The 14,697-nt window shown below is 45.5% G+C and carries 9 protein-coding genes and 1 pseudogene; 5 read left to right on the plus strand and 5 right to left on the minus strand.

Annotated elements, in window-relative coordinates; all coding sequences use genetic code 11:
- The 3 genes and pseudogenes from NC99_RS21855 to NC99_RS07045 form a co-directional block, all read right to left on the minus strand.
- Positions 1-169, minus strand: a pseudogene (locus NC99_RS21855) (UDP-N-acetylglucosamine 1-carboxyvinyltransferase); the annotation flags it as partial.
- 14 nt (positions 170-183) lie between these two features.
- Positions 184-804, minus strand: coding sequence for a DUF4290 domain-containing protein (locus NC99_RS07040; protein WP_053181477.1), 621 nt, complete (start codon positions 802-804; stop codon positions 184-186).
- A gap of 181 nt (positions 805-985) precedes the next feature.
- Complete coding sequence (locus NC99_RS07045) at positions 986-3,298, minus strand: ATP-dependent helicase (RefSeq protein ID WP_204374928.1); 2,313 nt, start codon at positions 3,296-3,298, stop codon at positions 986-988.
- A 172-nt stretch (positions 3,299-3,470) separates the two neighbouring features.
- Between NC99_RS07045 and NC99_RS07050 the strand changes: the two genes are divergently transcribed.
- The 4 genes from NC99_RS07050 to NC99_RS07065 all read left to right on the plus strand — a co-directional run bounded on the left by NC99_RS07050 (position 3,471) and on the right by NC99_RS07065 (position 7,841).
- Positions 3,471-4,757, plus strand: a complete 1,287-nt coding sequence (locus NC99_RS07050; RefSeq protein WP_082326352.1) for a T9SS type B sorting domain-containing protein — start codon at positions 3,471-3,473, stop codon at positions 4,755-4,757.
- 111 nt (positions 4,758-4,868) lie between these two features.
- Positions 4,869-5,753 carry a glycosyltransferase gene (locus tag NC99_RS07055; RefSeq protein WP_053181481.1) on the plus strand — a complete coding sequence of 295 codons (885 nt, stop codon included), beginning with the start codon at positions 4,869-4,871 and terminating at the stop codon, positions 5,751-5,753.
- A 1-nt stretch (position 5,754) separates the two neighbouring features.
- Positions 5,755-6,870 (plus strand): glycosyltransferase family 4 protein, encoded by a 1,116-nt coding sequence (locus tag NC99_RS07060; RefSeq protein WP_053181483.1) that lies wholly within the window; start codon positions 5,755-5,757, stop codon positions 6,868-6,870.
- A 41-nt stretch (positions 6,871-6,911) separates the two neighbouring features.
- Positions 6,912-7,841 (plus strand): hypothetical protein, encoded by a 930-nt coding sequence (locus NC99_RS07065; RefSeq protein WP_053181486.1) that lies wholly within the window; start codon positions 6,912-6,914, stop codon positions 7,839-7,841.
- A gap of 117 nt (positions 7,842-7,958) precedes the next feature.
- Here NC99_RS07065 and NC99_RS07070 read toward each other — a convergent pair whose 3' ends face one another.
- Entirely contained in the window at positions 7,959-9,272 is a 1,314-nt protein-coding gene (locus NC99_RS07070; RefSeq protein ID WP_082326353.1) for an LruC domain-containing protein, read from the minus strand.
- Between the two features lie 340 nt (positions 9,273-9,612).
- Positions 9,613-11,769 (minus strand): elongation factor G, encoded by a 2,157-nt coding sequence (locus NC99_RS07075; protein WP_053181494.1) that lies wholly within the window; start codon positions 11,767-11,769, stop codon positions 9,613-9,615.
- Between the two features lie 497 nt (positions 11,770-12,266).
- Between NC99_RS07075 and NC99_RS07080 the strand changes: the two genes are divergently transcribed.
- Entirely contained in the window at positions 12,267-14,456 is a 2,190-nt protein-coding gene (locus NC99_RS07080) for a peptidase domain-containing ABC transporter (protein ID WP_053181496.1), read from the plus strand.
- Positions 14,457-14,697: the final 241 nt, after the last annotated feature.

A 14,697-nucleotide genomic window follows, 5' to 3' on the forward strand; every position in this document is an offset into this window, starting at 1 on the left:
GAATTTCAATCAGCTTCATCACATCCCTTATTTCAGGAATGTTGCTGATTGATACCGGATCGGAGGTTAAAAGTGTTGCACAGATGATTTGAAGGGCTTCATTTTTAGCGCCCTGAGGCTGAAGCGTACCACTCAGTTTTTTGCCGCCATTAATTTGAAATGTTGCCATCCCGATGAAAAGTATTAGTCGTTCTTGCGGTGTTTTTTAGGGCCACGGCCGGGGCCTGTATTTTGTTTTTTGCGTGGAGCCGAACGAAAAAGGATGTCGCGTGTTTCCGCTAATTCCAATCCTTCTCTTTTTATTCTTCCTTTTGAAAGCAGCTCCAGGTCTTTGTAAATTTTTTCGTCATCCACCGCATCTTTGTTCCAGGTGAGGTACGATTTTTTCATGTGGTTGGCCAGCAGCTTAATCAGGACTTCTTTTTCTTCGCCACTTTCGTATTCTGCTGCTTTCTCCACCATTTCTTCAATCGTTTTTCCGTAGTAACGTAATTTGATGTGGTTGCTGGAGTAGGGAACTTTTTTAGGTGGTTCCTGAAATGTTTCCGGTTTGGGCGGGTCGTAAGGATAATCGATATCCAAATTAAAACCAGCCATAATGGCCAGGTGATCCCACAATTTGTGCTTGAAATCATTAATGTCGCGAAGGTAGGGATACAAATTTCCCATTATATCAATAATGGTTTGAGCAGCCAAATTGCGTTCTTCACGGTCTTCAATGGTCATGATGTGATCGACCATATTTTGGATATTACGCCCATACTCTGGCAGGGGTAATTTTTTACGATTCGAATTGTAATCCATTTAAAAAATATCTAATAAACTTTTGTGTCAATCAAGGTTGTATATCATTCGGTAATTCAGCCGATCATCCGAAGTGGAGTAGATTTTCTCTGTTTGCAAAGCTAAGTGAAAATATTTTGTTGGCAAATTTATTTTCGATATTCTTGATTGTATGCTTGTTATTCACTACGGAGAAGGTGAACTATTGCACAATTCTTAATTTGGCGAATTTTAAGAGCAATTGTTTTTGGCCGGCATTTGGAAAAAATACGGTGGCCTTCAAATTTGGGAAACTGCCTTCAATTTGCTGAACTTTACCTTTGCCAAAGCGCTGGTGTTCAACGGTCATGCCCGTTTGAATGTCGCGTGGGTCATCGCCGTCGAAGTTTTGCGCCTGTTTTTTTGCTTGACGCAACTGGATGAGTTTCTGGTTCATGCCTGGCTGGTCGGCGGCTTGAGGGCGTCGTCCGGCTGCGGTTGGCTTGCCAAATGTTTGTTTATGAATGGCTTTACCTTCGGTCGGCACCTCGTCAAAGTTGAATTCGTCGGCATCGGGCAAATCGAGAAACTGGGGATCGACATCAGCAATGAAACGGCTGGGGTTACAGAAATCCAGTTTTCCCCAACGATAACGCTGACGCGCAAAACTCAAGTAGGCATTTTCCTCGGCGCGGGTAATGGCCACATAAAACAGGCGTCGTTCTTCTTCAAAGGCTTCGGGTGTAATGTTGCCAAACTGGCTCGAAGGAAACAGGTTTTCTTCAACCCCCACAATAAATACATTTTTAAACTCCAATCCCTTGGCTGAATGGATGGTCATGAGGGTGACCTTATCCCGGTCTTCGTCTTTCTCCGAATCCTGATCGGTGAGCAGGGCCACGTCTTCCATAAAGTTGGCCAGCAGGTTGGGTTGGCCTTCTTCTTTCGCATTGATGGAGAATTCCTGAATCCCGTTCAGCAATTCCTGGATATTCTCAAAACGGCTCAGCCCTTCCGGTGTTTGATCTTTGTACAGGTCCTTAATGATGCTGGTTTGGGTGGCAATTTCGCTGGCCATTTCGTAAGCATCATTCAAATCGATTTTTTCCTGAAATTGTTTGATGAGGCCCACAAATTGCATCACTTTTCCGATTGTCCCTTTGTTAAGTCCGGCATGGTTGATGGTGGCGCTTTGCTCAACAATTTCGAAGATGCTCACGCCTGTGGCTGTGGCCGCCTGTTCAAGCTTAGTAAGCGTGGTGGCCCCAATGCCGCGCGCCGGATAATTGATAATCCGCTTCACTGCTTCGTTGTCTTTGGGGTTGATTACCACCCGGAAATAGGACAGCAAGTCTTTGATTTCCTTGCGCTGGTAAAAGGATAGGCCGCCATAAATTTTGTAAGGAATATTTCGTTTCCGAAGCGATTCTTCAAAAATCCGCGACTGGGCGTTGGTACGGTACAGAATCGCATAGTCTTCGTAGCGATAATGATGTCGCATGCGGGTTTCTGTAATTTCATTGGCAACCAAATAACCTTCTTCATTGTCGGTCAAGGCCGAAAATACTTTGATCGGGTTGCCCTCGGCATTTTCAGAAAAAACACGTTTCTGCAACTGTCGCTTATTTTTTTGAATCACACTGTTGGCTGCATTCACAATGGTTTGTGTGGATCGATAATTTTGTTCCAACTTGTAAACCTGGTGCTTGGGGTAATCTTTCTGAAAATTCAGAATATTTTCAATCCGGGCACCACGGAAGGAGTAGATGCTTTGCGCATCGTCGCCCACCACGCAAAGGTTTTGGTGGGTAGCTGCCAGGTTTTTCACAATCAGGTACTGGGCAAAATTGGTGTCCTGGTACTCATCTACCAAAATATAATCAAACTGTTGCTGGTATTTCTGAAGAATTGCTTTGTTGTCGCGGAACAAGATGTTGGTTTTCAGCAATAAATCGTCAAAATCCATGGCGCCGGCTAAAAAACAGCGGCGGGCATATTCCTTGTAAATTTCGGCAATGCGCGGCATCCGGATGCTCATGTCATATTCTCTGACCTGGGCATTGGTGGCATAGGCTGCCGGGGTAATCAGGCTGTTTTTTGCAGCGGATATCCGGCTCGAAACCACGTTGGGTTTATAGGTTTTATCATCGAGCTTGAACTCTTTAATGATTGTTTTTATCAGGCTTTTGGAATCAGCTGAATCGTAAATCGTAAAATTCGACGGGTAGCCAAGGACTTCCGACTCTACCCGCAAAATACGCGCAAAAATGGAGTGAAAAGTGCCCATCCACAGGTGTCTGGCCGTTTGATTGCCCACAATTTTGGCAATCCTTTCTTTCATTTCTTTGGCTGCCTTGTTGGTAAACGTAAGCGACAAAATGCTGCCCGGGCGCGCGCCTTGTTTCAACAGGTGAGCAATGCGGTAGGTCAGCACCCGGGTCTTTCCGGAGCCTGCACCGGCAATGACCAGCGAAGGGCCGTCGGTATTTTCAACTGCTTGTCTTTGGGCTTGATTTAATTCTTCGAGATAATTCACAATCACAGTGTTTCAAAATCAGCTTCAAAAGTATAACCTATTTTCCTATTTTACTGTATTATGCAGGCCTAGTTTTCAACAAAAAGGAATCAGGCAAAAAATGAAAGTTGGTAAAAGATAAATCAATTATAAACGTTAATATTGTGAGGTCATATAATTCAAGCTGATTTTGATGATGAAACGACAACAGACACTTAAACTTCTATTTTTATTGATTGCGTTTTTTATTTCGATAACAGTTGGTGCTCAGATTTCAGCTCTTTCGGATGCGTCAATTCCAACAGAATATAGTGCAGGCACGCAAGATCTGATTCATATTTTTTGTTCGGCTCCCGATCAAAACGCCGGCCAGCTGACGGCGACCTCGGCAAGTGGAGCTGGTGCCAATTTTGAATGGACGAAGTACAATTCAGGAACGGGTTTGTTTGATCCTTTTCTTTCCGATAATTCAGGAGGAGCAACATCAACGATCAGCAATTTGGAAAGTGGCGGCTATCGGGTTGAAGTGACTGCAGGCGCAACAACCGAAACTTACACCGCGTGGGTGATGAACAGTTGGTACACAGCGACTGCCGAAATTACGGAATCAACCTGTGATTATTTCCAGGTTCAGGCTGCTTTTGAAGAAGCGCAATTGGTGTATTACGATTTGGCGACCGGTGCTGAACAACAGATTTTTAAGGATGTAAAAACACGATGGACTGCGGATGGCGACCAGGTAGCTGCCGTGCTGAACCCGCAAATCTTTTCGCCTCCTGCCCGAAATACAGAATATACGCTGACTGTTTATGACCGTTTTGACTGCCAGGTTGAAGTGAGTGTTTTGTATGAAAGTGTCGTCACGGCAGCTTCTTTTGCCGCCAGTCCGATGGAAGGCGAAGCACCACTGGAGGTGGCGTTCACCAGCACTTCGTTGAATGCCGATCAGTACGAATGGTTTTTCTTTCGCGATCGGGATGAAATGATTCTCGAAGGACAAGGCGGAACGGTTGTTCAGGATAGCATTTTGCAAACAGCAATTGATCAAAACCCCGTGTTTGTTTATGAAAATTCAGGGACTTACCAGGTTAAGTTGGTCACCACCAAATTTTCGGATGACTTTGCGTGTCGCGATACGTTTTACCTTGACAGCTATATTGTTGCGCTCAGTTCTTTGGTTGAGGTGCCCAATGTGTTTACACCCAACGGCGATGGTCTGAATGATGAGTTTGTTGTCAAATACCAGTCGCTCCAGTCGATTCATGTCCAGATTTTTAACCGTTGGGGCAAGAAAATTCATTCGTGGGAAAACAACAATGTGCAGGGATTTGAATCTACCGTGAGCGAATCGGCCTGGGATGGGAAGATCGGCGGGCGCTATGCCAGCCCGGGTGTATATTACTACGTGGTTCAGGCTAAAGGACGCGATGACCAAACCCGGAATGCGCATGGTTTTTTCCATTTGTTCCGCGAAAAATAGACTTCATGTTAAAAGGGATCGGCCCCATAGTGTTTTCCTGTTTTATTTGTGTATTTTAGGCATTCAAAATAAAGGTACCAACGCAATCCGGCGTTAAAAAAAACCAGAAACATGCTTGCTCCAATTTGTTTGTTTACTTATAACCGACCGGAAGAACTTCAACAAACGGTTGAAGCCTTGAAGCGGAATTACCTGTCCAGCAAGAGTGAGCTTTTTGTTTTTTCTGACGGTGCAAAAAATCCGGATGTTGCCCCGAAGGTCGCCGAAGTCAGACGTTACCTGAAGACCATCTCTGGTTTTCAGTCTGTTTCCATTGAAGAATCCCCCATCAACCGGGGCTTGGCCAATTCAATTATCGCCGGTGTTTCCCGAGTTGTGAAGCAATATGGTAAAGTAATTGTTTTAGAGGATGATTTGATTACGACACCAAACTTTCTGAATTTTCTCAATCAGGCACTGGATTACTATCAAGATCATCCGCAGATGATGAGTATTTCGGGCTATACGATGGATTTGCCATCTCTGAAAAATTATGAGTCTGACTTTTACCTGGGCTACCGGGCGGCTTCGTGGGGCTGGGGGATTTGGAAAGATCGCTGGGAATTGGTTGACTGGGAAATGAAAAGCTATCATTCGTTTAAGTGGAACATTCGAAGGCAAATACAATTTATGCGCGGCGGCATGGATATGCCCTACATGCTTTGGAAACAGATGAATGGACGCCTCGACTCCTGGGCGATTCGGCTGGGCTACTGTCAATTTGAGAACAATCTGATCACTGTTTTTCCCAGTCAATCAAAATTGAAAAGTATCGGATTTGGAGATGAAGCAACGCACACAAAAAGTAGCCGGCGCTTTTCAACCAAATTGGATGAGGAATTGAAGACTGAATTTGTTTTCGATCCGAAGCCTAATCTGGAACCCACATTGGCCAGGGAGTTCCGGGAAAAGTTTTCACTGAAGTCGCGTTTGGCCGAGAAATTCAATTTTGTGTAATATGAAGCCTGACGTTCTATTCCTGCTACATCTTCCTCCTGCTATTCATGGATCAGCCATTGTTGGCTTGTCAATTAAAGAAAGTGAAAAAATAAACCACGCGTTCAACGGGCGCTTCATTAACCTGTTGTTGTCAAAAGAGGTAAACGATTCAGGAAATCTGTCGCTCCTAAAATTGTTTAAGGCTTTGAAAATCTCTTTTCAATTGATCAAGGTGTTGCTTCAAAAGAAGCCTGACGTTTGCTATTTGGCGTTGACAACCACAGGAACGGCATTTTTTAAAGATTTTTTGTTAATCGTTCTTCTGAAACTTTTTCGAATTCCGCTGGTTTATCATCTTCACAACAAAGGTTTTGCGCAAAAGGAGAACTCGTCGTTCTTTCGGAAGTTGTTTCGCTTTACCTTTAAGGATTCCAAAGTGATCATTCTGTCCAGGCAGCTTTTTTCGGACGTTGCTGCTTATGTCTCGCCGGAGCAGGTTGAAATATGCCCGAATGGGGTGGCGCGGGTTGCTGGCGATGTGGCGCCCAGAGCGAATGCGGTTCCCCGAATTTTGTTTCTCTCCAATTTAATCAAGTCCAAAGGAATCATTGTCTTGTTGGAGGCCTGTGTCGTTTTGAAAAATAGGAATTGCATTTTTCAGTGTGTCATTGCAGGTGGCGATGGCGATATTTCCGGAACCCAGCTCAATGAAATGATTCATTCTCTTGGTTTAGAGGAGCACGTCAGTTACGTAGGCAGTAAGTTTGGGCAGGAAAAGGATAGGGTTTTTAAAAGTGCCGATCTTTTTGTTTTTCCAACCTATTACAATGCCGAAACATTTGGATTGGTAAATGCTGAAGCGATGCAATATCGTTTGCCGGTAGTGTCAACCTTCGAAGGTGGTATTCCCGATATTGTGGAGGATGGTGTGACCGGCTTTCTGGTACCCCAGCGTGATGTGGGTGCACTGGCCGATAAGTTGGAGTTGTTGCTTAAAGACGAAGATCTTCGCAATCGAATGGGACAAGCAGGCTATCAGCGGTATGAAAATGAATTTACACAGGAGCGGTTTGAAAATAGATTGATAGAGATCATGCAGCGCGTACTTGACGAGCGTTCAATCAATGAAAACTGAGCTTTTGGTTTGCACACATCTGAATAAATATAAAGGAAGAGATGAAAGATTTCCGGTTTTACACACTACTTTACATTGACACAGAGCGGAAATCGGTCTCAGTCAATGGAATCAAAGGTAATTTCGAGAAGCAAATCGAAACCTACATCCGCTGTTGTGAGGTTTTGGCTAATTCCTTGGCTTTTTTTACGTCCAGGGAACTGATTGTCCTGACCAATCAAAAAGATTACATTGAGCGTTATTCCCGCAGTTTGTCTGCGGTTGAAATACCGTTTAGTTTAAAAATTCCGAGAGATATTGAATTTTATTCGGCACATTATAAAATTGATGTGATTGATTATTTCAAGTCGAGGGAAGATCAGGGAGAATACGCGATTTTAATTGATAGCGATGTGTTATGTCTGAATACGATTCCTCAAAATTTATTGAATTGTATTGAGAACAGTATTCCTGTGTATTATAATGTAACCAGTCAGCGGTATCCGGCTTATGGAAGGGATCGGTTAATTCAAGACAAGGAGATTCTGATGCCTGGCGAATCTTCTCTGGGCATTTGGGCCGGAGGTGAGTTTATCGGCGGTGATCGTGAGTTTTACGGACAGTTGGCTGACGAAATCAAGCAGCGGCAACAAGTTTACTTCGAAAAGTACAAATTGTTTCATCATCAGGGCGACGAAGTGCTTGTATCGGTAGCGATTGAAAGCCTGTTGCGGAAGGGAGTTTATATTTGCGATGTGGGCTCATTTGGTGGAATTAGCCGCTACTGGAGCCAGCCTACCCGGCACGTGCAAAATAGATGGAAGGCGTTTTTATCCAATTTCCTGATCCATCTGCCAGCTGACAAGGTGTACATTTCGCAAATAAAAAAGGTTGATGAGCGACTGAAAATTAGAACTGGCCGGTACCTGGCAGCGAAACGGTTCGACAACAGGCTTAGGTCAATGGTTCGAAAAATGATTGGGAAGCGGTAGCTGTTTGAAAGATAACGGAAAGTCTATAAATGCAAACAGGCAACCGCTTTTGGTTGCCTGTTTGGTTTTGTCGAATAACTAAATCGGGAATTGTTCAAAAATATTTATGGTTTATAATTATTCACATACAACATCAAAAACTTCGCTTGGGCCGGTTAAAGTCGCCCAATTGGGTTCCCAACCTTCGGTTATACTTTTAAATCCGGAGTAGGCGGCTGTGATGTGCGTTTTTTCGTATGGCCATTTCCAATCGTCTGAAATGATGATTCCGTTGGGATATTCTATTCCGCCAACATCCTTCCAGGTGTCTCCGTTGGGCATGTCCAGCTCCCAAATGTTCAGATCATACGCATTCGCGGTTCCCGGGTGAACAGTAATGAATGGGTAGTAGGGTTCGTTCGGGTCAAAATCAAAGTCGCCATCAATAGAAATCGTGATTTCAGCGGTAGCGTGAGGTTCACAGTCTGTATCAGTTCTTAGGGTGTTGGCTGCAAATGGGTAAGGATTGATATTTTCCTGCGGAAGATGAGCCTTCGTGCTGGCAAATACGGTGATGATGTAGTCATCGCCATCTTCTTCAATACCTTCTTCTCCAAAAACACCATCCATTCCATCGACAATACCCATTTTAGGAATTCTGATTTTGAATGCGTGGTCGTATGATGCTCCTCTGGCAGAGGCATAGAATGAAATCTTCAGCTCGTTCATGGATTTAATGACATCGGACTTAATAACTAAATCGTTGTAATCGCCATCATTTCCATCTGCTCCATCTTTCATCAGGTCTTCCCAAGCGTAGGTGAAATCAATTGTTGTTTCACATTCGTCCAGACAGAATTCAAAATAAACCGACCAGTTTCTTCCGGGAAATTGCATTGCATCAGCTAACGAGACGCCTTTGTCAGTTTCGTCGCAAACGCCACCCCATGCTGTTTCGCCATTCGAAAGTGCGGCGTGTGTGGCGATAAAGAAGCAATTGGCTCCACCAGTAACCTCATCAACATAGCTGGCAGGAATCATGACGGTATAACTGGTCATCATTTCTCCCATGCTCCACGATTTCTTGAATTCAAACTTTCCGGGTATTGCACCGCCGTTGCTGATTTTTTTATCAGCTTTAAATTGCTCTTCAGAGAGGAAAATATCAACGTGAGTTTCCAGCAGGTAGACATCAGGCTCAGTGATATTGAAAGTTACATAAATATCACCACCATCTTCACCTACCGTAACGTTACCAACATACATGTGCTGTCCGGCTACCAAACAAACCTCTTTGCAAGGATCAACCATGATGTGGTGGTCTTTAAGCGATAATTCACTTGTTACAGCTTCGTCATATGTTTTTTCACAGCTGTTGAATACAAGACCAAGCATCAGAAATGATAAGATAAAGACGATGCCTTTGTTGAGAGAGTAAACGTGCCTTTTCATAAATTCTTCTTTTTTTAGTTTATAAACAGATATTTAGAGCGAATACTTAAGAAAGAGTCTCGAGTTGAAACTCGATTTGCAATAGTTCGATCTCAGTTTATAAACTTAAGTCACAAAGCGATTCAGCACAATGGGTAATTTTACCTACCTGCAAATATCAATTTAGAAGAAGTATTTTGTTTTGAGAAGGAGAGTTGTTCCCATTGGCACCGGTGGCGATTTGGATTATTTTGCCCCAAATGGTTCGGGTTAAAACAAAAAACCCCGGATTGGCTGATCCGGGGTGCTTTCATCAATAGTAAGGCTTACTAGCTATGAAAGGATTAGAATTGGTCTTTTATTAATCTTCTTCTTGTTCGGCAGCATACGTGGCCAGCAGCTCATCCTGAACTTCCTGTGGCACTTTTTCATATCCGTCAAAAGCGATGGAGAAGATGCCGCGTCCCTGGGTAATTGAGCTCAGCGCAGTGATGTACTTATACATTTCTTTGAGCGGAACTTTAGCGTTGATTTTTTCGAATCCCTTTTCGCTGCCCATACCCATAATTAAGGCTCGGCGTCCCTGCAGGTCGCTCATGACGTCGCCCATGCGGTCGCTTTGAACGGATACTTCAAGGTTGTAAATGGGTTCCAGAATTTTTGGACCAGCATCCTTAAAGGCTTTGGAGAAGGCATTTCGTCCGGCCAGTTTAAACGAAATTTCGTTGGAGTCCACCGGGTGCATCTTGCCGTCGTACACATACACGCGGATGTCGCGGGCATACGAACCGGTGAGCGGCCCTTCTTCCATTTTTTCCATGATTCCTTTCAGAATGGCAGGGAGAAAGCGTCCATCAATGGAGCCTCCCACAATGCAGTTGTGGAAAAGCAGTTTTCCACCCCACGACAGCGGATATTCCTGGGTGTCGCGAATCGACAGCTTTTGTTCCTTTCCGTTCAGGGTTACGACCGTTTTGGGGTCAACACCTTCAATGTAGGGTTCAATAATCATATGTACTTCACCAAACTGCCCGGCACCGCCCGATTGCTTTTTGTGGCGGTAGTCGGCCTGTGCCATTTTGGTGATGGTTTCGCGATACGGAATTTTTGGTTTCAGAAATTCAATGTCAATTTTGAATTCGTTGGTATAAAACCATTTTAAGGTGTTCAGGTGGTATTCGCCCTGGCAGTGTACCAGCATTTGCTTCAATTCTTTCGAATATTCCACGAGGTAGGTTGGATCCTGGTCGTGCAGCTTTTGGAAGCTTTCGCTTACCTTTTCATCATCGGCCTCATTAACGGCTTTCAGGGCTACGGTGTGTCGTGAAGTTGGGAACACGATTTCGGCAAACTTGTAGCCGGCCGACTTTTCGCTAAGGGTGTTGTTGACATCTACATCTTTCATTTTTACTGTAGCGCCAATGTCGCCGGCAACCATGGCATCTACCTTGGTCCGGCTTTTTCCGGCCGATACGAACAGCTGAGAAATCCGTTCCTTGTTGCCATTTTTAGCGATAATCAAGTCCATTCCCTCTTTAACGGTTCCGCTCATTACCTTGAAGTAAGTGATTTCGCCTACGTGTTGCTCAATGGTTGTTTTGAAGACGATGAGCGATGCGGGGGCGTCTTCTCCTTTTTTCACAACTTTGCCCGTGATTTCCGGAACCTCCACGGCTTCGGCCGGCGACGGGGTGATGTTGGCCACGAATTCGAGCAGGCGGCCAACACCCATGTTGTGTTTCGCTCCGGTACAGAAAATGGGGAACAGGCTGCGGTCGATCATGCCCAGTTTGATGCCCTGGCGCATTTCGTCTTCGCTCAAACTGCCTTTTTCGAAGTACAGTTCCATCAGTGCCTCGTCATTCTCGGCGGCCATCTCAACGAGCTCATTGTGCAATTCGTCGGCGCGTTCCTGTTCGTCATCCGGAATGTCCAGCACTTCGGGTTTGCCTCCGCCGGCCGGATATTTATACAACTTCATTTTCAGAACATCGATAATGGAATCGAAGCCTGGTCCGGCATTCACCGGATATTGGACGATGGTCACCTTTTTGCCGAAAATGCTTTTCGCTTGGTCAACCGTTTGTTCGAAGTTGACATTTTCATGGTCCAGCTGGTTAAACACGAGGATCATCGGTTTTTTCGCTTGTTCGGTGTAGCGGCAAACCGACTCGGTTCCGGCTTCAATGCCGTGCGGGGTGTTTACCGTAACGAGGGCACTGCCAACCACATGAAGAGCGGAAACCACACTTCCACGGAAATCATCCATTCCCGGGGTGTCAATGATGTTAATTTTTTTGTCGTTGCTGAAGGTGTGAAGGACGGTTGAGAAAACGGAGTTGCCATAATCCTGCTCAATGGGTTGGTAGTCCGATACGGTGTTTTTGGCGGTTACCTCACCCCTACGGTTGATTACTCCACCCTCGAACAGCATGGCTTCTGCGAGGGTGGTTTTCCCACTGCCAGCATTTCCAATTAGAGCGATGTTTCGGATTTGATCGGTTTTATAGACTTTCATTTTATCAGTTTTTTATTGGTTTAAAACACGTTTTAAAGGTTGATTTTCCAATGGAAGTCACCAAAATTAGTAATAATTTTTTAACAAACAACGACACCGTATTTGGGTGAATATGTTATAAAAATGTTTTCTGAAAAGATATGTGCTCTTGATGTCCTATTTTTTTATATGAGGAGGATTTTGGCCCGACTGAGTAAGGATCTGTTCCGACAGACCGAGCAGCCATTCCGGTGCATCGAGCAGCCATTCCGGTGCATCCAGCAGGTATTCCGGTACATCCAGCAGGTATTCCGGTGCATCGAGCGGATATTCCGGTACATCAAGCAGATCTTCCGGTGCATCGAGCGGATATTCCGGTGCATCGAGCAGGCATTCCGATCCATCGAGCGGTTATTCCGGTATATTGAGCACTATTAACGGCCAATTGTGGATAATTAAACAGCTGGTCGGGCGCACGAATGCCGATTTCCCTTATTTTTAGGGTGTAAATAAGCGCTATGCCTCGTTTTCCTCATTATAAACAACCTGACGCCATGGATTGCGGGCCGACTTGCCTGCGGATGATCGCCAAATTTTACGGGCGCAACTTCAATTTGAATTATTTACGCGAGCAATCGCACCTATCGCGCGAAGGGGTTTCCTTGTTGGGCATTAGCGATGCGGCCGAAGCCATTGGCATGCGCAGCCTCGGAACCAAGGTCACCTATGCCCAACTGGTGAAGGATGTGCCCAAGCCGTGCATCGTACACTGGGACCAGAATCATTTTGTGGTGGTGTATGAGGTGAAAAAAGGGAAAGTTTTTGTGGCCGACCCGGCTTTTGGCCTGGTGAAGTACAACGAACAGGAGTTTAAAAAGCACTGGCTGGCCACGGTTACTGATGGGCAGGAAAAAGGCATTTGCCTGATGTTGCAGCCGACACCGGCCTTTTACGACCAGGACGATGAGGTGACCGACCGTACGGGATTTGGATTTTTGTGGCGCTATGTCAGGCCGCACCGGCGACTGGTGGGCCAGCTGATGATTGGCTTCCTGGCAGCGAGCATCATCCAGCTCATCTTTCCGTTCCTCACCCAAAGTATTGTTGACGTGGGAATCAACAACCAGGACATTGGTTTTATCTACCTGGTGCTGGCTGCGCAAATGATGTTGTTCATTGGTAAGATGTCGGTCGACTTTGTGCGGTCGTGGATTTTATTGCACATCAGTACCCGGATCAATATTTCCATTATTTCTGATTTCCTGATTAAGTTGATGAAGCTGCCCATCGGCTTTTTCGATACCAAAATGATTGGCGATTTGATGCAACGGATCCAGGATCACCGCCGGATCGAGCGTTTTCTGACCACACAAACCCTGAGCGTATTGTTTTCGCTCTTCAATCTGGTCATTTTTGGCGTGGTTCTGGCTATTTATAGCTGGAAAATTTTGCTTGTGTTCGTGGTGGGCTCGGTGCTGTACGTGGTTTGGGTTTACCTCTTCATGCAAAAACGCCGGCAGCTCGATTATAAAAAGTTTACGCAGTTGAGCGAAAATCAGGGGATGCTGATCCAGCTGATCAACGGCATGCCCGAAATCAAACTGAATAATTACGAAAAACAAAAACGCTGGGAGTGGGAGCGTATCCAGGCGCGACTGTTCCGGGTAAACGTGCAAAACCTGTCGGTTGACCAGTACCAGCAAGCGGGTTCGGTTTTTATCAACGAAACCAAAAATATTGTGATCACCGTGCTGGCAGCCATGGCGGTGCTGAATGGCAACATGACCCTGGGGATGATGCTGGCCGTGCAATACATCATCGGGCAGTTGAATGCTCCCTTGTCCGATCTAATCAACTTTATGCATTTGGCGCAAGATGCCAAGATCAGTCTGGAGCGCTTGGGCGAAATTCACCAAAAGGATGATGAGGAGAAAAAAGACGATCCGCGCATCAATACCATGCCGGCTGAGCGCACCATTGCCATTACGGATCTGGTCTTCCAGTATGAAGGACCGCATTCGGCCAAAGTGCTGGACCAGATCAACCTGACGATTCCGGAGAAAAAGCTGACCGCGATTGTTGGAACCAGCGGAAGCGGAAAAACTACGCTGGTGAAACTGCTGTTGGGATTTTATCCGCCGGTGTCGGGAAAGATCCGCGTGGGCGACACCGACCTGAAGAATTTTTCGCAACAGTGGTGGCGCACAAAAGTTGGCGCAGTCATGCAGGATGGCTTCATTTTTTCGGACACGATCGTAAATAATATTGTGGTGGGAGATGAATATGTGGATAAGGAGAAGCTGCTGTTTGCTGTGAAGACCGCCAATATTCAGGATTTTGTGGAAAGCTTGCCGCTCGGCTACAATACCAAAATCGGGCAGGACGGACACGGACTAAGCCAAGGGCAGAAGCAGCGGATATTAATTGCTCGGGTAATCTATAAGAATCCGGACTACCTGTTTTTCGACGAGGCGACCAATGCCCTGGACGCGAACAATGAAAAGGTCATCATGGAAAACCTGAACCGGGTGTATGAAGGAAAGACGGTGGTTGTGGTTGCGCATCGCTTAAGTACAGTAAAAAATGCCGATCAGATTGTGGTGCTCGATCAGGGGCGGATTGTGGAGCTGGGCACACATGCCGAGCTGACAGCGAAGAAAGGAGCTTATTTCAACCTGGTGAAAAATCAGTTGGAACTGGGAAGCTGATGAGACCTGATTGGACTCAGAGAAGAATGGACGCTGAGAAGATTGGACGCAGATTTTTATGATTTAGTATGATGAACGCAGAAGAATGAATATGCCAAAAAAGGACAACATAGAAATTCGTAGTGATGAGGTGCAAGAGATCATCGGAAAGTCGCCTTCGTGGTTATTGCGTAGCGGACTGACCATGATCCTGATTTTTGTAGTGCTCCTGTTGTTGGGTTCCTGGATTTTTCATTATCCC

The sequence above is a fragment of the Sunxiuqinia dokdonensis genome, from assembly GCF_001270965.1.
Classification (GTDB): Bacteria; Bacteroidota; Bacteroidia; order Bacteroidales; family Prolixibacteraceae; genus Sunxiuqinia; species Sunxiuqinia dokdonensis.